Below are 14,908 nucleotides of genomic sequence, written 5' to 3'. Positions count from 1 at the left end.
GCGCGTCACCCGGAAACAAACCGGCCCCGCACCTCGCGGGAGGAGGTGCGGGGCCGGCGCAGAGCTGTCAGCTGCCTGAAGGGGGTACGTCGCCGCGCCAGGTGCCGGTCGCGGTGCCGCGCTTCTCGATGAACTCCTTGAAGCGCCGGGTATCGGCCTTCACCTGCATCGAGTCGGCGCCGATGGCGCTGCCCGCCTTCTCGGTCAGGCCCTGCGGCTGCCAGTCGAGCTGGACCGTCACCCGCGTGTCGGTGTCACCGAGCCGGTGGAACGTCACGACGCCCGCGTGCCGGGTGTCGCCGTCGGTGCTCTTCCAGGCGATCCGCTCGTCCGGGTGCTGCTCGGTGATCTCGGCGTCGAACTCGCGCCGCACGCCGCCGATCTTCGTCACCCAGTGGGTGTGCCGGGCGTCGACCTGCCGGATCGACTCGACACCGCTCATGAACTGCGGGAAGGACTCGAACTGGGTCCACTGGTCATAGGCCGTGTGCACCGGGACGTGCACGTCGATGCTCTCGGTGACCGTGCTCATGTCAACCTCCTTGCCGGTTCGGCTCTCCCCAATCGGATGCCCGGCGAGGAACGAGGAAAACGTAAGCGAGATCACGAACCGCCCGGAAGAACAAGCGCCCCGGCCTCGCAGTCCTCGGTCACGTTTCCTGACCGGTAAAGTCCCGGGCATGACGACGCTCGAACGACCCGGGCTCCGCGGGCTGAGCCCCGCCCTGATCCCGCTCGGCCTGATGTTCCTCGCGGTCGGGATGTCCACCGCCGTCGTCTACCCGTTCCTCGCGCTGTTCCTCAGCAACGACGTGCACGCCGGCCCGGTCCGGGTGACCGTGTTCCTGGTCGCGTCCCCGCTGGCCGGCGTGCTCGTCACGACGCTCGTCGGCCGGCTGTCCGACCGGGGGCCGTACCGGCGCAGGGTCCTGCTCGTCGCGGCCCTCGCGGGCCTGGCCGGCAGCGGCTTCACCGCGTTCGTGCGCGACTACTGGGTGCTGCTCGGCCTCTCGGTGACCGCGATCGCGCTGTCGGGCTCGCTGTTCCCGCAGACGTTCGCGTACGCCCGGCAGGTCCTCGAGCGCGACACCCCGGGCCGCGCGGCGCTGGGCATCAGCGCGATGCGCACGGTGTTCTCCCTGGCCTGGGTCGGCGGCCCCGCCCTCGCCGCCGTGCTGCTGGACGTCGGCGGGTTCCGGCTGCTGTACGGCACCGCCGCGGCCCTGTACGCGGTGGCGGCCGCGGTCGCCCTGCTCCGCCTCGAGGACCTCGAGGCGCCCCGGCCCGAGCACACCGACGAGTCGGCGTCGCCACTGAGCGTGTCGCGGATGATCCTCGGGGTGACCGTGGTCGCGTTCGTGGTGCTGCAGGTGCCGATGACACTCTGCGTGCAGGCGCTGCCCCTCTTCATCGAGCGGGACCTGCACCGCGACGCGTCCGCGGCCGGGCTGGTGCTGGGCCTGTGCGCGGCGCTGGAGATCCCGTTCATGCTCGGCCTGGGCGCGCTGACCACCCGGTTTCCCGTCCGCGCCCTGATCCTGGTCGGGGCCGTGGCGGGGGCCGCGTACTACGCGATCGCCTGGTGGGCGCCGAGCCTGTGGGTGCTCGTCGCGGCACAGGTGGTGAACGCGATCTTCATCTCCGCCATCTCCGGCGTCGCCATCACGTACATCCAGGACATGATGCCCACCCGGCCCGGCACCGCCACCACGCTGTACACCAACACGTTCCCGATCGGCGCGATGATCGCGGGGTCGCTGCTGGGGGTCTCGGCGCACTTCGGCTACCGCAGCGCCTTCGGCCTCGGTGCCGTGCTGTGCGCGGCCGGCTTCGTCCTGCTGCTGGTCACCCGCCCGCCACGGTCACCGGCCCGGCCGCCCGGCCAGGTCAGCTCCGCCAGTCGTCCGGGGGCTCCAGAGTCGGGTGCCGCACCGGTGGCAGGACCGCGGTGACCGTCGCGTAACCCTCCGCCAGCAGCGCGAGGTCCGAGCCCGGCACGTGCTCCGCCTCGCGCTCCCGTAGGGCGGTGCGCACGAAGCCGGTGCCGTGCTCGGCGACCGTCATCTGGACCTGGCCGAAGGGGGCGAGCGAGGCCGGGCGCAGGCCGGCAACGGCGTCCAGCGGGCGATCGGGCACGTTGAGGTTGAGCACCGTGCCGTCCGGGGCCGCGGCCAGCCAGTCCAGCAGGCCGGTCGCGATCGTCGCGGCGGTCGGCCAGTGGCGGGTCTCGTCGTCCACCGTCGACAGCGCGTTCAGCGCGACCTCGCCGAGGATGTTCAGGGACACCGCGAGACCGCGCAGGCCGTCGGCGGCGCCGGTGAGCACCGCGCCGACGGTGCCCGAGTGCAGGATCGCGTGCCCGGCGTTGGCGCCCCGGTTCACCCCCGACAGCAGCAGGTCCGGGGGGTCGCCGAACGCGCCGAGCCCGGTGAGCATGGCGATGTAGGCGGGCGAGGCCGGCACGGAGTACGCCCGCACCCCCGGCAGCCCGTCGAGCTCGACGGGCTCGTAGACCACGCGGCCGTCCGCGACCGTCGCGCTCAGTGCGGCCCCGGCCCCGCTGACCTCGGTGTCCGGCGCGGCGACGAGGACGTCGTGGCCGGCCTCGTGCACGGCCCGGGCCAGGTGCAGGATGCCGGGCGCCGCGAACCCGTCGTCGTTGGTGACGAGAACCCTCATGACGCCTCCAGCGGTTCGAGGTGCGTGCGGGTGAGCAGCTCGCGGACGGCCGAGCCCGGGCCGGAGCCGAGGCCGTGCCGGGTCACGTTGAGCGCGCCCGCCGCGGCGCCGGTGCGGATGGCCTCCTCCACGTCGCCGCCGCCGGCGAGCACCGCGGCCACCCCGGCGCTCATCGAGTCCCCGGCCCCGCGGTGGTCGACGACCTGCAGCCTCGGCACGTGTACGGCCGCCACCCGATCCTCGCCGTAGACCGCCAGGGCCGGCTCGTCCGCGCGGCTGACCAGCACCGCCCCGGCGCCCTCGGCGCGCAGCTTGCGAGCGGCGTCGACGAGCGCGGGCACACCGTCGTCGCCGGCGCGCCCGTCGGTGAGCAGCTCCTCGTGGCTGACCTTCACGAAGGCCGGGCCGCCCGCGACGACGGCCGCGAGCAGGTCGCCGGAGAGGTCCGCGACCACGGTGCCGCCGTTGGCCCCGATGTCGGCGGCGAGGCGCCGGTACGCGTCCGCGTCGACGATCGCCGGGTCGGCCGGCCCGCTGAGCACGCTGACGTCGGCGCGCAGGCCCTGCTCGAGCGCGGTGTCGTAGAGCTCGTCGAGGTCGTGGCGGGTCAGCGGCGGGCCGGGCTCCTCCGCGATCTCGGCGCGCTCGCCCTCGCGGCGGTCGTGGACGTACCAGCCGCTGCCCGCGCCCAGGGTCACCGCGTGCAGGGCGATCGCGGGGTCGAGGCGGCCGAGCACGTCGGCCAGCACGGCGCCGATCTCGCCGCCGACACCCACGCACAGCCGCACCTCGCACCCGAGCGAGGCGAGCATGCGGGCCTGCCACACGCCCTGCCCGCCCGCGTGCACGTGGAGGTCCTGCCGCCCCGCGTGGCGTTCGATCGTCACCGTGAGCACCGGCACGGGGGCGAACACCATCACCCTGCCGCTTCGCTCCGGACCGCTCATGCCCGGGTTTATGCCCCCCTCAGGGGCGGCCGAACCAGGTTTCGAGCGCCTTGTCGAGGCCGTCGAGCGTCGCCCCGCCCCAGGCCACCACGCCGTCGGGGCGGATGAGCAGGTTCTCGGGGCCGGGCACGGCGCTCACGCGACCGGCCCAGGCCGACGCGGCCCGGGCCCCGGCGCCGTCCGGCGTGGCGTCCAGCAGCAGCCCGCCCGGCGTGCGCAGCAGCTCGTAGAGGCGCGACGACCCCACGGGCCGGTCGGCCACGACGCGACCGGCCGCGGGGTGGTCGCTCGCGATCGGGTACGGCCGGTCGACGCCGGTCATGAGCCGGGAGAGGTGCGCGTTCGGCTCGTCGTAGGCGAGCAGGTCGGCGAAGAGCTCGCGCAGGGCCGAGGTCTGGGGGTCCGGCCGCATGAGGGCGATCTGCGCGCGGGTGTTGGCCAGCGCCGCCGCGGCGACCGGGGCGCGCTCGTCGCCGTAGGTGTCGAGCAGGCCCTCGGGCGCCCAGCCGGCGATGGTCGCGGCGAGCTTCCAGCCGAGGTTGGCCGCGTCCTGGAAGCCGAGGTTGAGGCCCTGGCCGCCGAAGGGCGGGTGCACGTGCGCGGCGTCGCCGGCCAGCAGGACGCCGCCCCGGCGGTACGTCGTCGCCAGCCGCGTGTTGTCGGTCCAGCGGGTGCCGGTGACCAGCGACTCGACCACCACCTCGGTGCCCGACACGCGGCGGAGGCTCGCCTCGATCTCGGCCCGGTCGAGCGGGCGGTCGCGGTCGGCGGGCGGCCCGTCGAACTCGACCGTCAGCACGCGCTGCGGGCCGGGGCCGTAGACGATCATGCCCGTGCCGGTGCGGTTCCAGCCCTTGGCGAGCGGGTTGGGCTCGGCGATGTCGACGAGCGCCTGCCGGCCGGTGATGGTGGCGGGCGTGCCCTCGAACCCGAATCCGGCCAGCCGCCGCACGGTGCTGCGGCCGCCGTCGCAGCCGACCACGAACCGCCCCGTGACGGTCGTGGCCGAGCCGGCGTGGGTCACCTCGACGCGCTCGCCGGCCAGCCCGGTCACCTCGTGGCCGCGCAGCACCGGGACGCCGAGCTCGCGGGCGTAGGACTCCAGCACCGCCTCGACCTGGGGCTGCTGCGCGAAGACGGGCATGGTGCGCAGCTCGGGGGCGCCCCGCAGGAGCCACAGGCCGGCGAAGTGCCCGAGCGGCCGGCCGGAGCCCAGAGCCGCGAGGACCGCCGGGTCCGGAGACGGGAAGCGCTCCAGCAGGCCCCGCTGGTCGAAGACCTCGGCCGACGCCGGGCCGACCGAGCCCGCCTTGATCTGCTGCGAGGGCTCGGCGAGCCGCTCCAGGACGACGACGTCGACGCCGTATCGGCGCAGCTCGGCGGCGAGAAACAGCCCGACCGGACCGGCGCCGACTACGATCGCCTCGTACGAATGCTTGAGTTCCACAAAATTTAGGGTAACCCAAAAATGCTCCGTGAGGAAAAGAAGGCGCTGGCCCGGGCCGCCATGGCCGACGCGGCCGCCGCGCTGTTCGGCGAGCACGGCTACGACGGCGTGGCGATGACGCAGGTCGCGCGGGCCGCCGGGGTCTCCGAGCAGACGCTCTACAACTACTTCCCGACGAAGGAGTCGCTCGTCTTCGACCAGGCCGAGGCGTTCGAGGCGAGCCTGCTGGCCGTCGTCGGCGACGGCGAGGACCCGATCGGCGCGTCCCGCCGCTGGCTGGAGGGCTTCCTGCTCGGCCGGGCCGCGCACCGCGCCCTCGAGTCCCCCGGCGGCATGGTCCGGCTCGTCGCCGGAAGCGACACCCTGCGCCGCGGCCTGCTCGACCTGGCCCACCGCGTGGCGGGCACGCTCGCCGGGCGGCTGCACCGGGCCGGCTACGCGCCAGCGGCCGCGACCGCCCTCGCCGACGCGCTGCTGGCGGTGTTCGTCCGGACCGTCGAGGACCTCGGCGCCGCCTCGAGCCGCCGCGCGATCCCCGCCGTCACCCGCCGCGCCCGCGAGGCCTTCGAGGCCCTGCGCCCGCTGGTACGGTCATGATCGTGCCGCCCCGGAGCGCCCTCTGGACCTCGAACTTCACGCGCTACTTCCTCGCCCGGACCGTGTCGGTGTTCGGCGACGCGATGCTCATCGTGGCCTCGGCCCTGGCCGTCGGGCACCTCTACGGCGCCACGGGCGTCGGCCTCGTGCTGGCCGCGTTCTCCGTCCCGTTCGTGGCCAGCATTCTCTTCGGGGGCGTGTTCGCGGACCGGATCGGCGCCCGCCCGCTCATGCTCGGCGCCGACATCGTGCGGTTCGCCGCCCAGGGCACGGTGGCGGCGGCGTTCTTCGTCGGTACTCCCGCGCTGTGGCTGCTGCTCGTGTGCTCCGCCGTGCACGGCGTCTCGTCGGCCGCCTTCCAGCCCGGCGTCAACGGCATCGTCCCGCTGGTCGCGACCGACCTGCACCGGGCCAACGCGACCATCAAGGTCTCCCAGTCGATCGCCCAGCTGCTCGGCCCGGCCACCGCCGGCGTGGTCTTCGGTTTCCTCGGCGCCGGGCCGCTCTACGCCACCGACGCCGCCACGTTCGCGGTGAGCGCGGTGTGCCTGGCGGGCCTGCGCCTCGGGACCGTGCCGCTGCCCGACGGGTCCACCTCGCCGCTGCGCGACCTCGTCGCCGGCTGGCACGCGTTCCGCTCGCGCACGTGGATCTGGAGCGTGATCCTGGTCTGGGTGGTGTACGGCGTGCTGCTCTTCGGCCCCCTCATCCCGCTCGGCTCCGTGCTCGTCAGCGGCCGCCTCGGCGCCCCCGCGTACGGCTGGACCGAGTCGGGCCTCGCGGCCGGCGCCATCGTCGGCGGCCTGGTCGCGCTGCGCCTGCACCCCGGCCGGCCGCTCGCGGCGGGAGCGGTCGCCATGTTCGGCTACGGCCTGCTCCCGCTCGCGATCGCCCTGCACGCCCCGCTCGCGCTGCTGCTGGCGGCCGCGGCGGTGAACGGCGCCGCGTGGTCGTTCTGGTCGGTGATGTGGCAGACGAGCGTCCAGACGCATGTCCCGCCCGCGATGCTGAACCGGATCACGTCGTACGAGGTGTTCGGCTCCGACGGCAGCCTCCCCGTCGGCCAGGCCCTCGCGGGCCCGGTGGCCGCGGCCCTGACCGCCGAGGCGGTGCTGGGCTTCTCGGTGGGCGTGAGCGTCCTGGGCTGCGTGGCCCTGCTGCTCATTCCCGCGGTCCGGGGCCTGCGCCGCATCGAGCACCGTGAGCCCGCCGCGGCGACCGCCGCCCGGTAGAGTCGGCCGCGTGGATCTGCAGGACACCGCCGCCCGGCTCGGCGTAGCCGTCGAGGACGTCGACCGCGTGCACCGGCTCGCCGGCGATCGGCCGTCGGCCCCGCTCCCCGCCCGGGCCGACGCGCCCGCGATCCTCGCCCGGCTCGCCGTGCCCGCGGACGACGCCGCCGAGATCCTGGCGGCCTGGCCGGACGCGGAGTCTCCACTGTGGACGCCGGAGCTGCGCTGGCTGCTCGACCGCTCGATCGCGCTCGTCCGCGCCGACCTCGGCGGGCACGGCTGGCTGCCGCCCGGCCCGGAGCTGCCGCGCGAACGGGGCCCGGCCTGGCGGCACCTCTACGTGTACGCCTACCTGGCTCTGGTCGACGTCGTGCTGGCCTACCACCGCGACCACGGCGTCCCCGAGTCCGTCTCCTGGGCATCGCTGGCGGACCTGGGCCGCAACCTCGCCGTCGACCGGCGGATGCGGGGCGAGGGCTGGCCGGTCATGCAGAGCTGGCTGACCCTGCACGCCCGCGGGGCCATCTACGAGCTCGGCCGCCTGCAGCACCACCGCGGCGGGGCCGTCATCGACCTGCACATCCCGGAGTCCGGCCCGATGACCCCGGAGGCGGTGACGGCATCGCTCGACGCGGGCCGTGCGTTCTTCCGGCGCCACTTCCCGGACGAGTCCTACCCCGCGTTCGCCTGCGGCTCCTGGCTGCTCGACCCGCAGCTGCTGGAATACCTGCCCGAGGACTCCAACATCGTGCGGTTCCAGCGGCGCTTCGAGCTGGAGCCCTACCGGGAGCCGGAGGGGCTGGACGCCGACGTCGAGGTCATGCGGTTCGTCTTCCGCACCCTGACCACGCCGCTGGATGAGCTGCCGCGCCGCACGGTGCTCGAGCGGGCGATCGCCGACCATCTGCGGGCCGGCCGCCACTGGCAGATCCGCCGCGGCCACATCCCGTTCTAGGTCCCGATCCGGCCGGCGTCGGACCGGCCGGGTCAGTCGCCGTCGAACCAGACCCAGACGTCGGGCTGCCACGGCAGGCCCGCGGCGACCAGCAGCTCCGCCACCGCGTCGCGGTTGGACTCGATGACCCGGCCGTCGCCGAGCACGCCGCGCTCCAGCAGCGCCCGGAAGCACGCCGCCAGGCCGTCCGGCCCCTCGCCGACGGCGACGAGGCCGAGCCGGGCCGAGATGTGCGCGGTCAGCGGCGCGAGGGAGTCGAAGGGCGTGACGGCGCTGTAGCCGTACTCGCGGCCGGGGTCGCCGGGGAGGGCGCCGTAGTCGTAGAACTCGGTGAAGGTGATCTTGTCGTCGATCGAGGACACCAGCAGGGTCAGCGAGAACAGGCAGCCGGTGTCCTCGCGGTTCGTGTCCAGCAGCCGGTACCGCCGCTCGTAACGCTCCTCGAACTCGAGGCCGAGGCCCCGGTAGAGCTCGAGCACCTCCGCGTGCGAGGCCGCGGTGAAGGCGGCAACGAACCGGCCGATCCGGTCGCCGGGCGCGATGTCCACGATGGACTCCGGGCGGGCCGCCGCCAGGTGCTCGGTCAGGCGGTCGATGTTGCCGTACTCCGTGACGATCTGCCGCCGCCCGTCCTCGCCACTGGACGAGGCTCCGGACGAGGCTCCGGACGAGGCTCCGGACGAGGCTCCGGACGAGGCGAACGTGATGGCCGGCCGGCGGCCGTCGGGCGCGATGGTGAGCGTCGCGTGCCCGGGCAGGTGCACCCACGGCACGGTGCTGTCGCGGCGCACGAGCAGCCCCGCCGCGGCGAGCAGGTCCGCGACCCGATCGCGGGCGCCCATCGGCGGCAGGTCGAGCTTGCCCCGGCCGGCGAGGTCGGCCATCGCGGCGATCAGCGCGCCGGGCGGGCCGTCGAGCCGCGCCTCCGCCCGGAACGACGTGAAGCGGCCCATCCAGCCAGAGCCGTCGCCGGTGTACTTCTCCCAGAACGTCAGCGTCCGGCCCACGGTAACCGCGAGGGTGCGCCGGTGACCGGTCGGCGTCGTGGAGACGTGCAGCACCTGCTCCGCGCTCATTGCTCACACGGTAGAACGCACGCGCCAGCGTGCCCGTCAGGGACGGGTGGCCCGCTCGAAGGCGATCCGCGCGTGGTGCAGGTCGTCCTCCTCGGCCGGGATGTCGAGGATGAACGACTCGACGCCCCGCGCGAGGTACCCGGCCAGGTAGGCGCCGACCTCGTCGTAGCCGCCGACGAGGTACGGGCAGAACGTGCGGTACGTGCCGAACGGATGCAGCCAGTAGACGTCCTCGACATCGCCGTCGGCCCGCACGCGCGACGAGAGCTCCGCGTGCCAGTGCGAGTCCGTCAGCCGGCGCACGATCCGGTGGCGGCGCTCCCCCATCGGGTCGCCCGGGAACCGCTCGTGCGCCGCCTTCCACGCCGCGGCCCGATCGGCGCGCGCGATGATGCCGAGCCGCACCCCGTTGCCGCGCAGCAGCGGGCCGCCGGCCGGGTAGTCGCTCACCGGGCGCGGGTAGGCGAACCGGAGGATCCCGAGCTCCTCGGCGCACCGGACGCTGCGCTCGCTGGAGCCGGACAGCACCAGCCGGGGCGCCAGCGCCGCCGGCGGCCGCTGCGGGATCGACGCCGCCTGGAGCCGGTAGTACCGGCCGTCGAAGGTGACCGGGCGCGGGGACTCCAGCAGCTGCCGCAGGACGGTGGCGTACTCCGTCAGCCGGTCGTAGCGCTCGTCGTGCCCGACGCCGGCGTCGCCCAGCGCCTCCAGGTGCTGCCGGGAGCCGCCCGTCACCAGGTTGATGTGCAGCCGGCGCCCGTGCAGGAAGGTGAGCGTGGCCGCCGCCCGGGCCGCGGCGTAGGGCGACGCGTAGACCGGCTGCACCGCCACCAGCGGGGCCGCCCGCTCGGCGCGCTCGAGGATGAACTGCGCGACGAGCCACGGGTCGATGAGCGTGTTGTCGGAGTAGACCAGCAGCCCGGTCGCGCCCGCCGCGTCCGTCCAGCGGGTGACGTCGGCGAGCCGACGCCGGAACGCTGGCCCGTCGACCTGCACCGATGCGGGCGCGGTCGTGTAGACCTCGACGGACGCGAATGGTTGCACGAGGCATGCTAGCGCGGGCCCGCGCAGCGCGATGTCCCGCGCGCGCACGCGCGGTTTAGCCCGGCGGGGAGGGGGTATTCGGGCAGTCCGTGATGGGGCCGTGGAAAGCGTAGAGTCAGGGAGCATGGCGGAGCCTCGGGGGATCGTCGTCGTCGGCGCCTCCGCCGGCGGGGTGGAGGCGCTGCGCACCTTCGTGGGCGGGCTGCCCGCCGACCTCCCCGGGGCCGTCTGCGTCGTGCTGCACGTGCCCCGCACCGGCACCAGCGCGCTGCCGCAGATCCTGAACCGCTCCGGTCTGCTACCGGTCGTGCACGCCACCGACGGGGCCGCGCTCGAGGCCGGCCACGTGTACGTCGCCCCGCCCAACCGCCATCTGCTCGTCCGCGACGGCCACCTCTCGCTCTCCCACGGGCCGGTCGAGAACGGCCACCGGCCCGCGGCCGACCCGCTGTTCCGCTCGGCCGCCCGCTGGTGGGGCGCGGCCGCGCTCGGCGTGGTGCTGTCCGGCAACCGCGACGACGGCGCCTACGGGCTGTCCGAGATCGTCCGGCAGGGCGGGACGGGGCTGGTCCAGGACCCGCACGAGGCGCTGTACCCGTCCATGCCCCGCCACGCCGCCGCCCAGTCCCCGTCGGCCCGGCCGCTGCCGGCCGCGATGATGGGGGCCGCGCTCGCCGAGCTGCTCGGCGAGCTGCCCGGGCCGGCCCCGCGCGCGGCGGTGGAGCAGGCCAAGATCGATGCGGAGGATGCGATGGCGGCGATGGAGGACGTCACCACCGACGAGATCGGCGGGATCCCGGCCGGGTTCGGCTGCCCGTCCTGCCACGGCGCGCTGTTCGAGCTGCCGGGCGCCATCGGGCGCTTCCGCTGCCGGGTCGGGCACGGCTGGTCGGCGACCGGGCTGCTGGACGAGCTCGGCGGCTCGCTCGAGGGCGCGCTGTGGATGGCGCTGCGCAGCCTCGAGGAGAAGGCGGCGCTGAGCCGGCGGATGGCCGGCGCGGCGAGCGTGCGGGGCCACCAGAGCACCGCGGAGCAGTACGCCGAGGCGGCCGGCGAGGCCGAGGCGGCGGGCAAGACCATCCGGCAACTCATCGAGCGGCTCGCCGCCCTGGAGAACGAAGCACCCGAGGACGCCCTGCCATGATCCCCGAAGCCGACGAGCTGATCTGCACCCACGAGCCGGACTTCCCCGTCGCCGTCCTGCGCGCGACCGGCCGGCTCGGCTTCGCCACCGTGCCCATGCTGCGCAACGCGGCCCAGAAGGCGCTCACCGACCATCCGGAAGTGCTGCTCATCGACGTGTCGCGCCTGCACACCGCCGACGACATCACCCTCACGGCGTTCCCGATGCTGGCGCGGCAGGGCGTGGACACCGGCACCGACGTGCTGCTCGTCGGGCCCGACCAGCACCTCCACGAGCAGCTGGAACGGCTCGGGATCGCCCGGCAGGTGCCGGTACACCGGGATCCCGAGGCCGCCCTGGCCGCCCACGCGTGCCTGCCCGGCCCGCGGCGCATGGAGGTCGAGCTGTCCCCGGAGCCGGACGCCACCCGGGTGGCCCGCGACCTCGTCGACCGGGCCTGCGAGCAGTGGAAGGTCGCCCCGCTGGCCGACACCGCCGCGCTGATCGTCACGGAGCTCGTCGCGAACGCCGTCGAGCACGCCGGCACACCGATCCAGGTCAGCGTCGCCCTGCGCAACCGGCATCTCCACCTGGCCGTCCGCGACGAGAGCCCATTGCCACTGGAGCGCTCGGGCGGCGAGGACGAGGAGCCGGGCCGCGGATTGTTGATCGTGGAGGGCATGTCCTCGGCGTGGGGCTGCGTGCGAACCACGGGCGGAAAGGTGGTGTGGGCGACGCTGCGCCTGCAGCCGAGGCGGTAGCGTGACGCGGTGACCCAACCCGATCCGGACTTCGAGGCATTGCTGGTTTACCTGAAGGAAGCTCGCGGCTTCGACTTCACCGGCTACAAGCGCTCGAGCCTGATGCGGCGCGTCGAGCGGCGCATGGCGCAGGTACCGCCGAACGAGTATTCGGAGTACCTCGACTACCTGCAGGTGCATCCGGACGAGTTCACGGCGCTGTTCAACACCATCCTGATCAACGTGACCGGGTTCTTCCGCGACCCGGACGCCTGGGCCGCGCTCAGCCGCGAGGTGCTTCCCCGCCTGGTCGACGGGCACGAGGGGCCGCTGCGGGTGTGGAGCGCCGGGTGCGCGTCCGGCGAGGAGGCGTACACCCTGGCCATCGTGCTGGCCGAGGCGATGGGCGTCGAGCGGTTCCGGGAGCGGGTCAAGATCTACGCGACCGACGTCGACGAGGAGAGCCTGGCCCACGCGCGGCAGGCGACCTACGCCGAGCGGGACATGGCGCAGCTGGAGCCGGAGCTGGTCGAGCGGTACTTCGAGCCCACCGGCACCCGGTTCACGTTCCGCAAGGACCTGCGCCGCTCGGTCATCTTCGGCCGCAACGACCTGGTGCAGGACGCCCCGATAAGCCGTATCGACCTGCTGGTCTGCCGCAACGCGCTGATGTACTTCAACGCCGAGACCCAGACCCGCATCCTGTCCCGGTTCCACTTCGCGCTGTCCCCCGGCGGGGTGCTGTTCCTGGGCAAGGCCGAGATGCTGCTCAGCCACGCCAACCTGTTCACCCCGCTCGACCTCAAGCGGCGGATGTTCCGCAAGGTGTCGCGGCCGGTGCTCAACGGGGGTGTCTACCTGGCCGAGCCGCCGCACACCCCGCCCCGCACCGAGCTGTTCGGCCTCGACCGGCTGCGCAGCGAGGCGTTCATGGCCAGCCCCGTCGCGCAGGTCGTGGTCACCGCCGACGGGCTGGTCGCGCTCACCAACCGGCACGCCGAGACGCTCTTCGGGGTCTCCCCGCGCGACATCGGCCGGCCCTTCCGCGACCTCGACCTGTCCTACCGCCCGGTGGAGCTTCGGGGGTACATCGAGCAGGCCCAGGTCGAGCGCCGGGTGGCCCGCATCGACGACGTCGAGCTGGTGACCGCGGCGAGCGAGAAGCAGTACCTCAACATCCAGATCCACCCGCTCGTCGACTCCGACGCCGGGCTGCTCGGCGTCGTGGTGATCTTCCAGGACATGACCGCGTCGCGGCGCCTGCAGGACGAGCTCGAGCACGCCAACCGACAGCTCGAGACCGCCTACGAGGAGCTGCAGTCCACCAACGAGGAGCTGGAGACCACCAACGAGGAGCTGCAGTCCACGGTCGAGGAGCTGGAGACGACCAACGAGGAGCTGCAGTCCACGAACGAAGAGCTGGAGACCATGAACGAGGAGCTGCAGTCGACCAACGACGAGCTCCAGTCGATCAACGACGAGCTGCGGGAGCGCACCGCCGAGCTCAACGACGCCAACTCGTTCATGGAGGCGATCCTCACCAGCCTGCAGGCCGGCGTCGTGGTGCTCGACCGCGAGATGCACATCCTGGTGTGGAACCGCCGCTCGGAGGACCTGTGGGGGCTGCGCCCCGACGAGGCCGTCGGCCAGCACTTCCTCAACATCGACATCGGGCTGTCCACGGACCGGCTGCGCCCCGCGATCCGGGAGGTGCTGACCGGCCGCTCGGAGCGCCAGGAGGAGGAACAGTCGGCCGTGAACCGCCGCGGGCGCACGGTTGACCTGCGCGTTGTGTGCTCGCCGCTCACCAGCGAGACCTCCGGGGTGATCGGGGCGATCCTCGTGATGGAGGTGGCCGGGGGCGCGAATCCGGCCGCAACGGGTGCATCGGCGCCGCCATCGGCATAGCGTGGGGGCTGAGGGGGCGGTCATGGACTTGACGATCACCATGTCACGACGCCCGGAAGCGACCCTGCTGGAGTGCTCGGGAGTGCTCGACTACGCGTCGGCGCCATATCTCCGCCAGATCGTGTTCGAGCACTTCGACGCGCGCACCGGCCGCGTCGCGGTCGATGTCGCCCATGTGCGGCTGATCGACGCGGCCGCGATCAAGATCCTGCTCTACCTGCGCCGCCGCGGCGAGCAGCTCGAGGCGGACGTGCAGGTGAGCGGGGCGAACGGGGTCGCGCTCTCGGCCCTGGAGATCGCCGGCGCGGCCAAGCAACTGCGCGCCTACGAGGAGCTGGACTGGCCGGTCGAGATCCGCCAGCGCCGGCCCCTCGACCTCGAGACGATCGAGCTGGGCCACGGGCAGTGGCCGGCCGGGGTGACCGAGCGCCTCCTGCGCCTGGCCGAGCTCGCCCCGGACGACCCGAACCGTTCCCGGATCCGGGACCAGGTGATCGAGCAGTGCCTGCCGGCCGCGCACCGGCTGGCCCGCCGCTACGACGGCGGCAGCGAGCCGGCCGCCGATCTCGCCCAGGTCGCCGCGCTCGGGCTGATCAAGGCGGTCGACGGGTTCGACCCGCAGCACGGCACCGAGTTCGGCACCTACGCGACGCCGACGATCACCGGCGAGCTCAAGCGCCACTTCCGCGACCGGGCCTCCGGCATCCGGATCCCGCGGCGCCTGCAGGAGCTGCGGATGGCGGTGAACCACGCCCGCGACGAGCTCACCCAGCGGCTCGGGCGCTCGCCGACCATCCCCGACCTCGCCGCGCACACCGGGCTGGACGAGGAGCAGGTGGTCGAGGCGGTCGGGGCGACCCAGGCGTACCGCCCGCTGTCGCTCGACGTGCCGACGCCGGGCATGGACGAGGACGGCACCATGCTCGACACGCTCGGCGGCGAGGCGCCCGAGTTCGGGCTGGTGGAGTACCGCGAGGCCCTCAAGCGCCTGATCGCCCGGCTGCCCCGGCGGGAGCAGAGGATCCTCTCCATGCGCTTCTACGGCAACCTCTCCCAGCTGGAGATCGCCAAGCAGGTCGGCCTGTCGCAGATGCACGTGTCCCGGCTGCTCGCGCACTCCCTCGACTTCCTGCGCCGCCACCTGCAGGCCGAGGACTAGG

The 14,908-nt window shown here is 73.9% G+C and carries 14 protein-coding genes; 8 read left to right on the top strand and 6 right to left on the bottom strand.

What is annotated here, in order from left to right; genetic code table 11:
- Positions 1-67 precede the first annotated feature (67 nt).
- Positions 68-532 carry an SRPBCC family protein gene (locus AC6JBM_RS13445; RefSeq protein WP_497983937.1) on the bottom strand — a complete coding sequence of 155 codons (465 nt, stop codon included), beginning with the start codon at positions 530-532 and terminating at the stop codon, positions 68-70.
- A 148-nt stretch (positions 533-680) separates the two neighbouring features.
- On the opposite strand from AC6JBM_RS13445, the gene AC6JBM_RS13440 reads away from it, so the two are divergent.
- Positions 681-1,952: a sugar efflux transporter gene (locus AC6JBM_RS13440; RefSeq protein WP_497983936.1), complete on the top strand. Its 1,272-nt coding sequence runs from the start codon at positions 681-683 to the stop codon at positions 1,950-1,952.
- On the opposite strand, the gene surE is transcribed toward AC6JBM_RS13440, so the two are convergent.
- Genes surE through AC6JBM_RS13425 form a run of 3 tightly spaced genes read right to left on the bottom strand, consistent with a single transcriptional unit; the run spans position 1,888 to position 5,073 of the window.
- Positions 1,888-2,679, bottom strand: a complete 792-nt coding sequence (gene surE / locus AC6JBM_RS13435; protein WP_497983935.1) for a 5'/3'-nucleotidase SurE — start codon at positions 2,677-2,679, stop codon at positions 1,888-1,890. The two genes, AC6JBM_RS13440 and surE, sit on opposite strands and share 65 nt — an antisense overlap.
- Positions 2,676-3,626: a 1-phosphofructokinase family hexose kinase gene (locus tag AC6JBM_RS13430; RefSeq protein ID WP_497983934.1), complete on the bottom strand. Its 951-nt coding sequence runs from the start codon at positions 3,624-3,626 to the stop codon at positions 2,676-2,678. Before AC6JBM_RS13430 ends, surE begins: the two co-directional genes overlap by 4 nt.
- A gap of 19 nt (positions 3,627-3,645) precedes the next feature.
- On the bottom strand, positions 3,646-5,073 hold the full coding sequence (locus AC6JBM_RS13425) for an FAD-dependent monooxygenase (RefSeq protein WP_497983933.1): 1,428 nt from the start codon (positions 5,071-5,073) through the stop codon (positions 3,646-3,648).
- A gap of 21 nt (positions 5,074-5,094) precedes the next feature.
- On the opposite strand from AC6JBM_RS13425, the gene AC6JBM_RS13420 reads away from it, so the two are divergent.
- From AC6JBM_RS13420 to AC6JBM_RS13410, 3 genes are read left to right on the top strand one after another with little or no spacing between them, the layout of a single operon-like run.
- Positions 5,095-5,670: a TetR/AcrR family transcriptional regulator gene (locus tag AC6JBM_RS13420; RefSeq protein WP_497983932.1), complete on the top strand. Its 576-nt coding sequence runs from the start codon at positions 5,095-5,097 to the stop codon at positions 5,668-5,670.
- Positions 5,667-6,902, top strand: a complete 1,236-nt coding sequence (locus tag AC6JBM_RS13415; RefSeq protein WP_497983931.1) for an MFS transporter — start codon at positions 5,667-5,669, stop codon at positions 6,900-6,902. The genes AC6JBM_RS13420 and AC6JBM_RS13415 overlap by 4 nt, the downstream gene beginning before the upstream one ends.
- Positions 6,903-6,912: 10 nt before the next feature.
- On the top strand, positions 6,913-7,857 hold the full coding sequence (locus AC6JBM_RS13410; RefSeq protein WP_497983930.1) for an acyltransferase domain-containing protein: 945 nt from the start codon (positions 6,913-6,915) through the stop codon (positions 7,855-7,857).
- Positions 7,858-7,889: 32 nt separating this feature from the next.
- On the opposite strand, the gene AC6JBM_RS13405 is transcribed toward AC6JBM_RS13410, so the two are convergent.
- Both AC6JBM_RS13405 and AC6JBM_RS13400 read right to left on the bottom strand, forming a co-directional pair.
- Positions 7,890-8,933: a hypothetical protein gene (locus AC6JBM_RS13405; protein ID WP_497983929.1), complete on the bottom strand. Its 1,044-nt coding sequence runs from the start codon at positions 8,931-8,933 to the stop codon at positions 7,890-7,892.
- 36 nt (positions 8,934-8,969) lie between these two features.
- Positions 8,970-9,977, bottom strand: a complete 1,008-nt coding sequence (locus AC6JBM_RS13400) for an LLM class flavin-dependent oxidoreductase (RefSeq protein WP_497983928.1) — start codon at positions 9,975-9,977, stop codon at positions 8,970-8,972.
- A gap of 124 nt (positions 9,978-10,101) precedes the next feature.
- Here AC6JBM_RS13400 and AC6JBM_RS13395 point away from each other — a divergent pair, with 124 nt between their 5' ends.
- Genes AC6JBM_RS13395 through AC6JBM_RS13380 form a run of 4 tightly spaced genes read left to right on the top strand, consistent with a single transcriptional unit; the run spans position 10,102 to position 14,907 of the window.
- The gene (locus AC6JBM_RS13395) at positions 10,102-11,121 is read left to right on the top strand and encodes a chemotaxis protein CheB (RefSeq protein ID WP_497983927.1); all 1,020 of its coding nucleotides are present in this window, start codon (positions 10,102-10,104) and stop codon (positions 11,119-11,121) included.
- Positions 11,118-11,861 carry an ATP-binding protein gene (locus tag AC6JBM_RS13390; RefSeq protein ID WP_497983926.1) on the top strand — a complete coding sequence of 248 codons (744 nt, stop codon included), beginning with the start codon at positions 11,118-11,120 and terminating at the stop codon, positions 11,859-11,861. Before AC6JBM_RS13395 ends, AC6JBM_RS13390 begins: the two co-directional genes overlap by 4 nt.
- A gap of 9 nt (positions 11,862-11,870) precedes the next feature.
- Positions 11,871-13,748, top strand: a complete 1,878-nt coding sequence (locus AC6JBM_RS13385; RefSeq protein WP_497983925.1) for a CheR family methyltransferase — start codon at positions 11,871-11,873, stop codon at positions 13,746-13,748.
- Positions 13,749-13,770: 22 nt separating this feature from the next.
- Positions 13,771-14,907, top strand: a complete 1,137-nt coding sequence (locus AC6JBM_RS13380; RefSeq protein WP_497983924.1) for a SigB/SigF/SigG family RNA polymerase sigma factor — start codon at positions 13,771-13,773, stop codon at positions 14,905-14,907.
- Position 14,908 lies beyond the last annotated feature (1 nt).

This window comes from Dactylosporangium thailandense (assembly GCF_059739745.1).
This window is presented reverse-complemented; position numbering and strand designations above follow the sequence as displayed.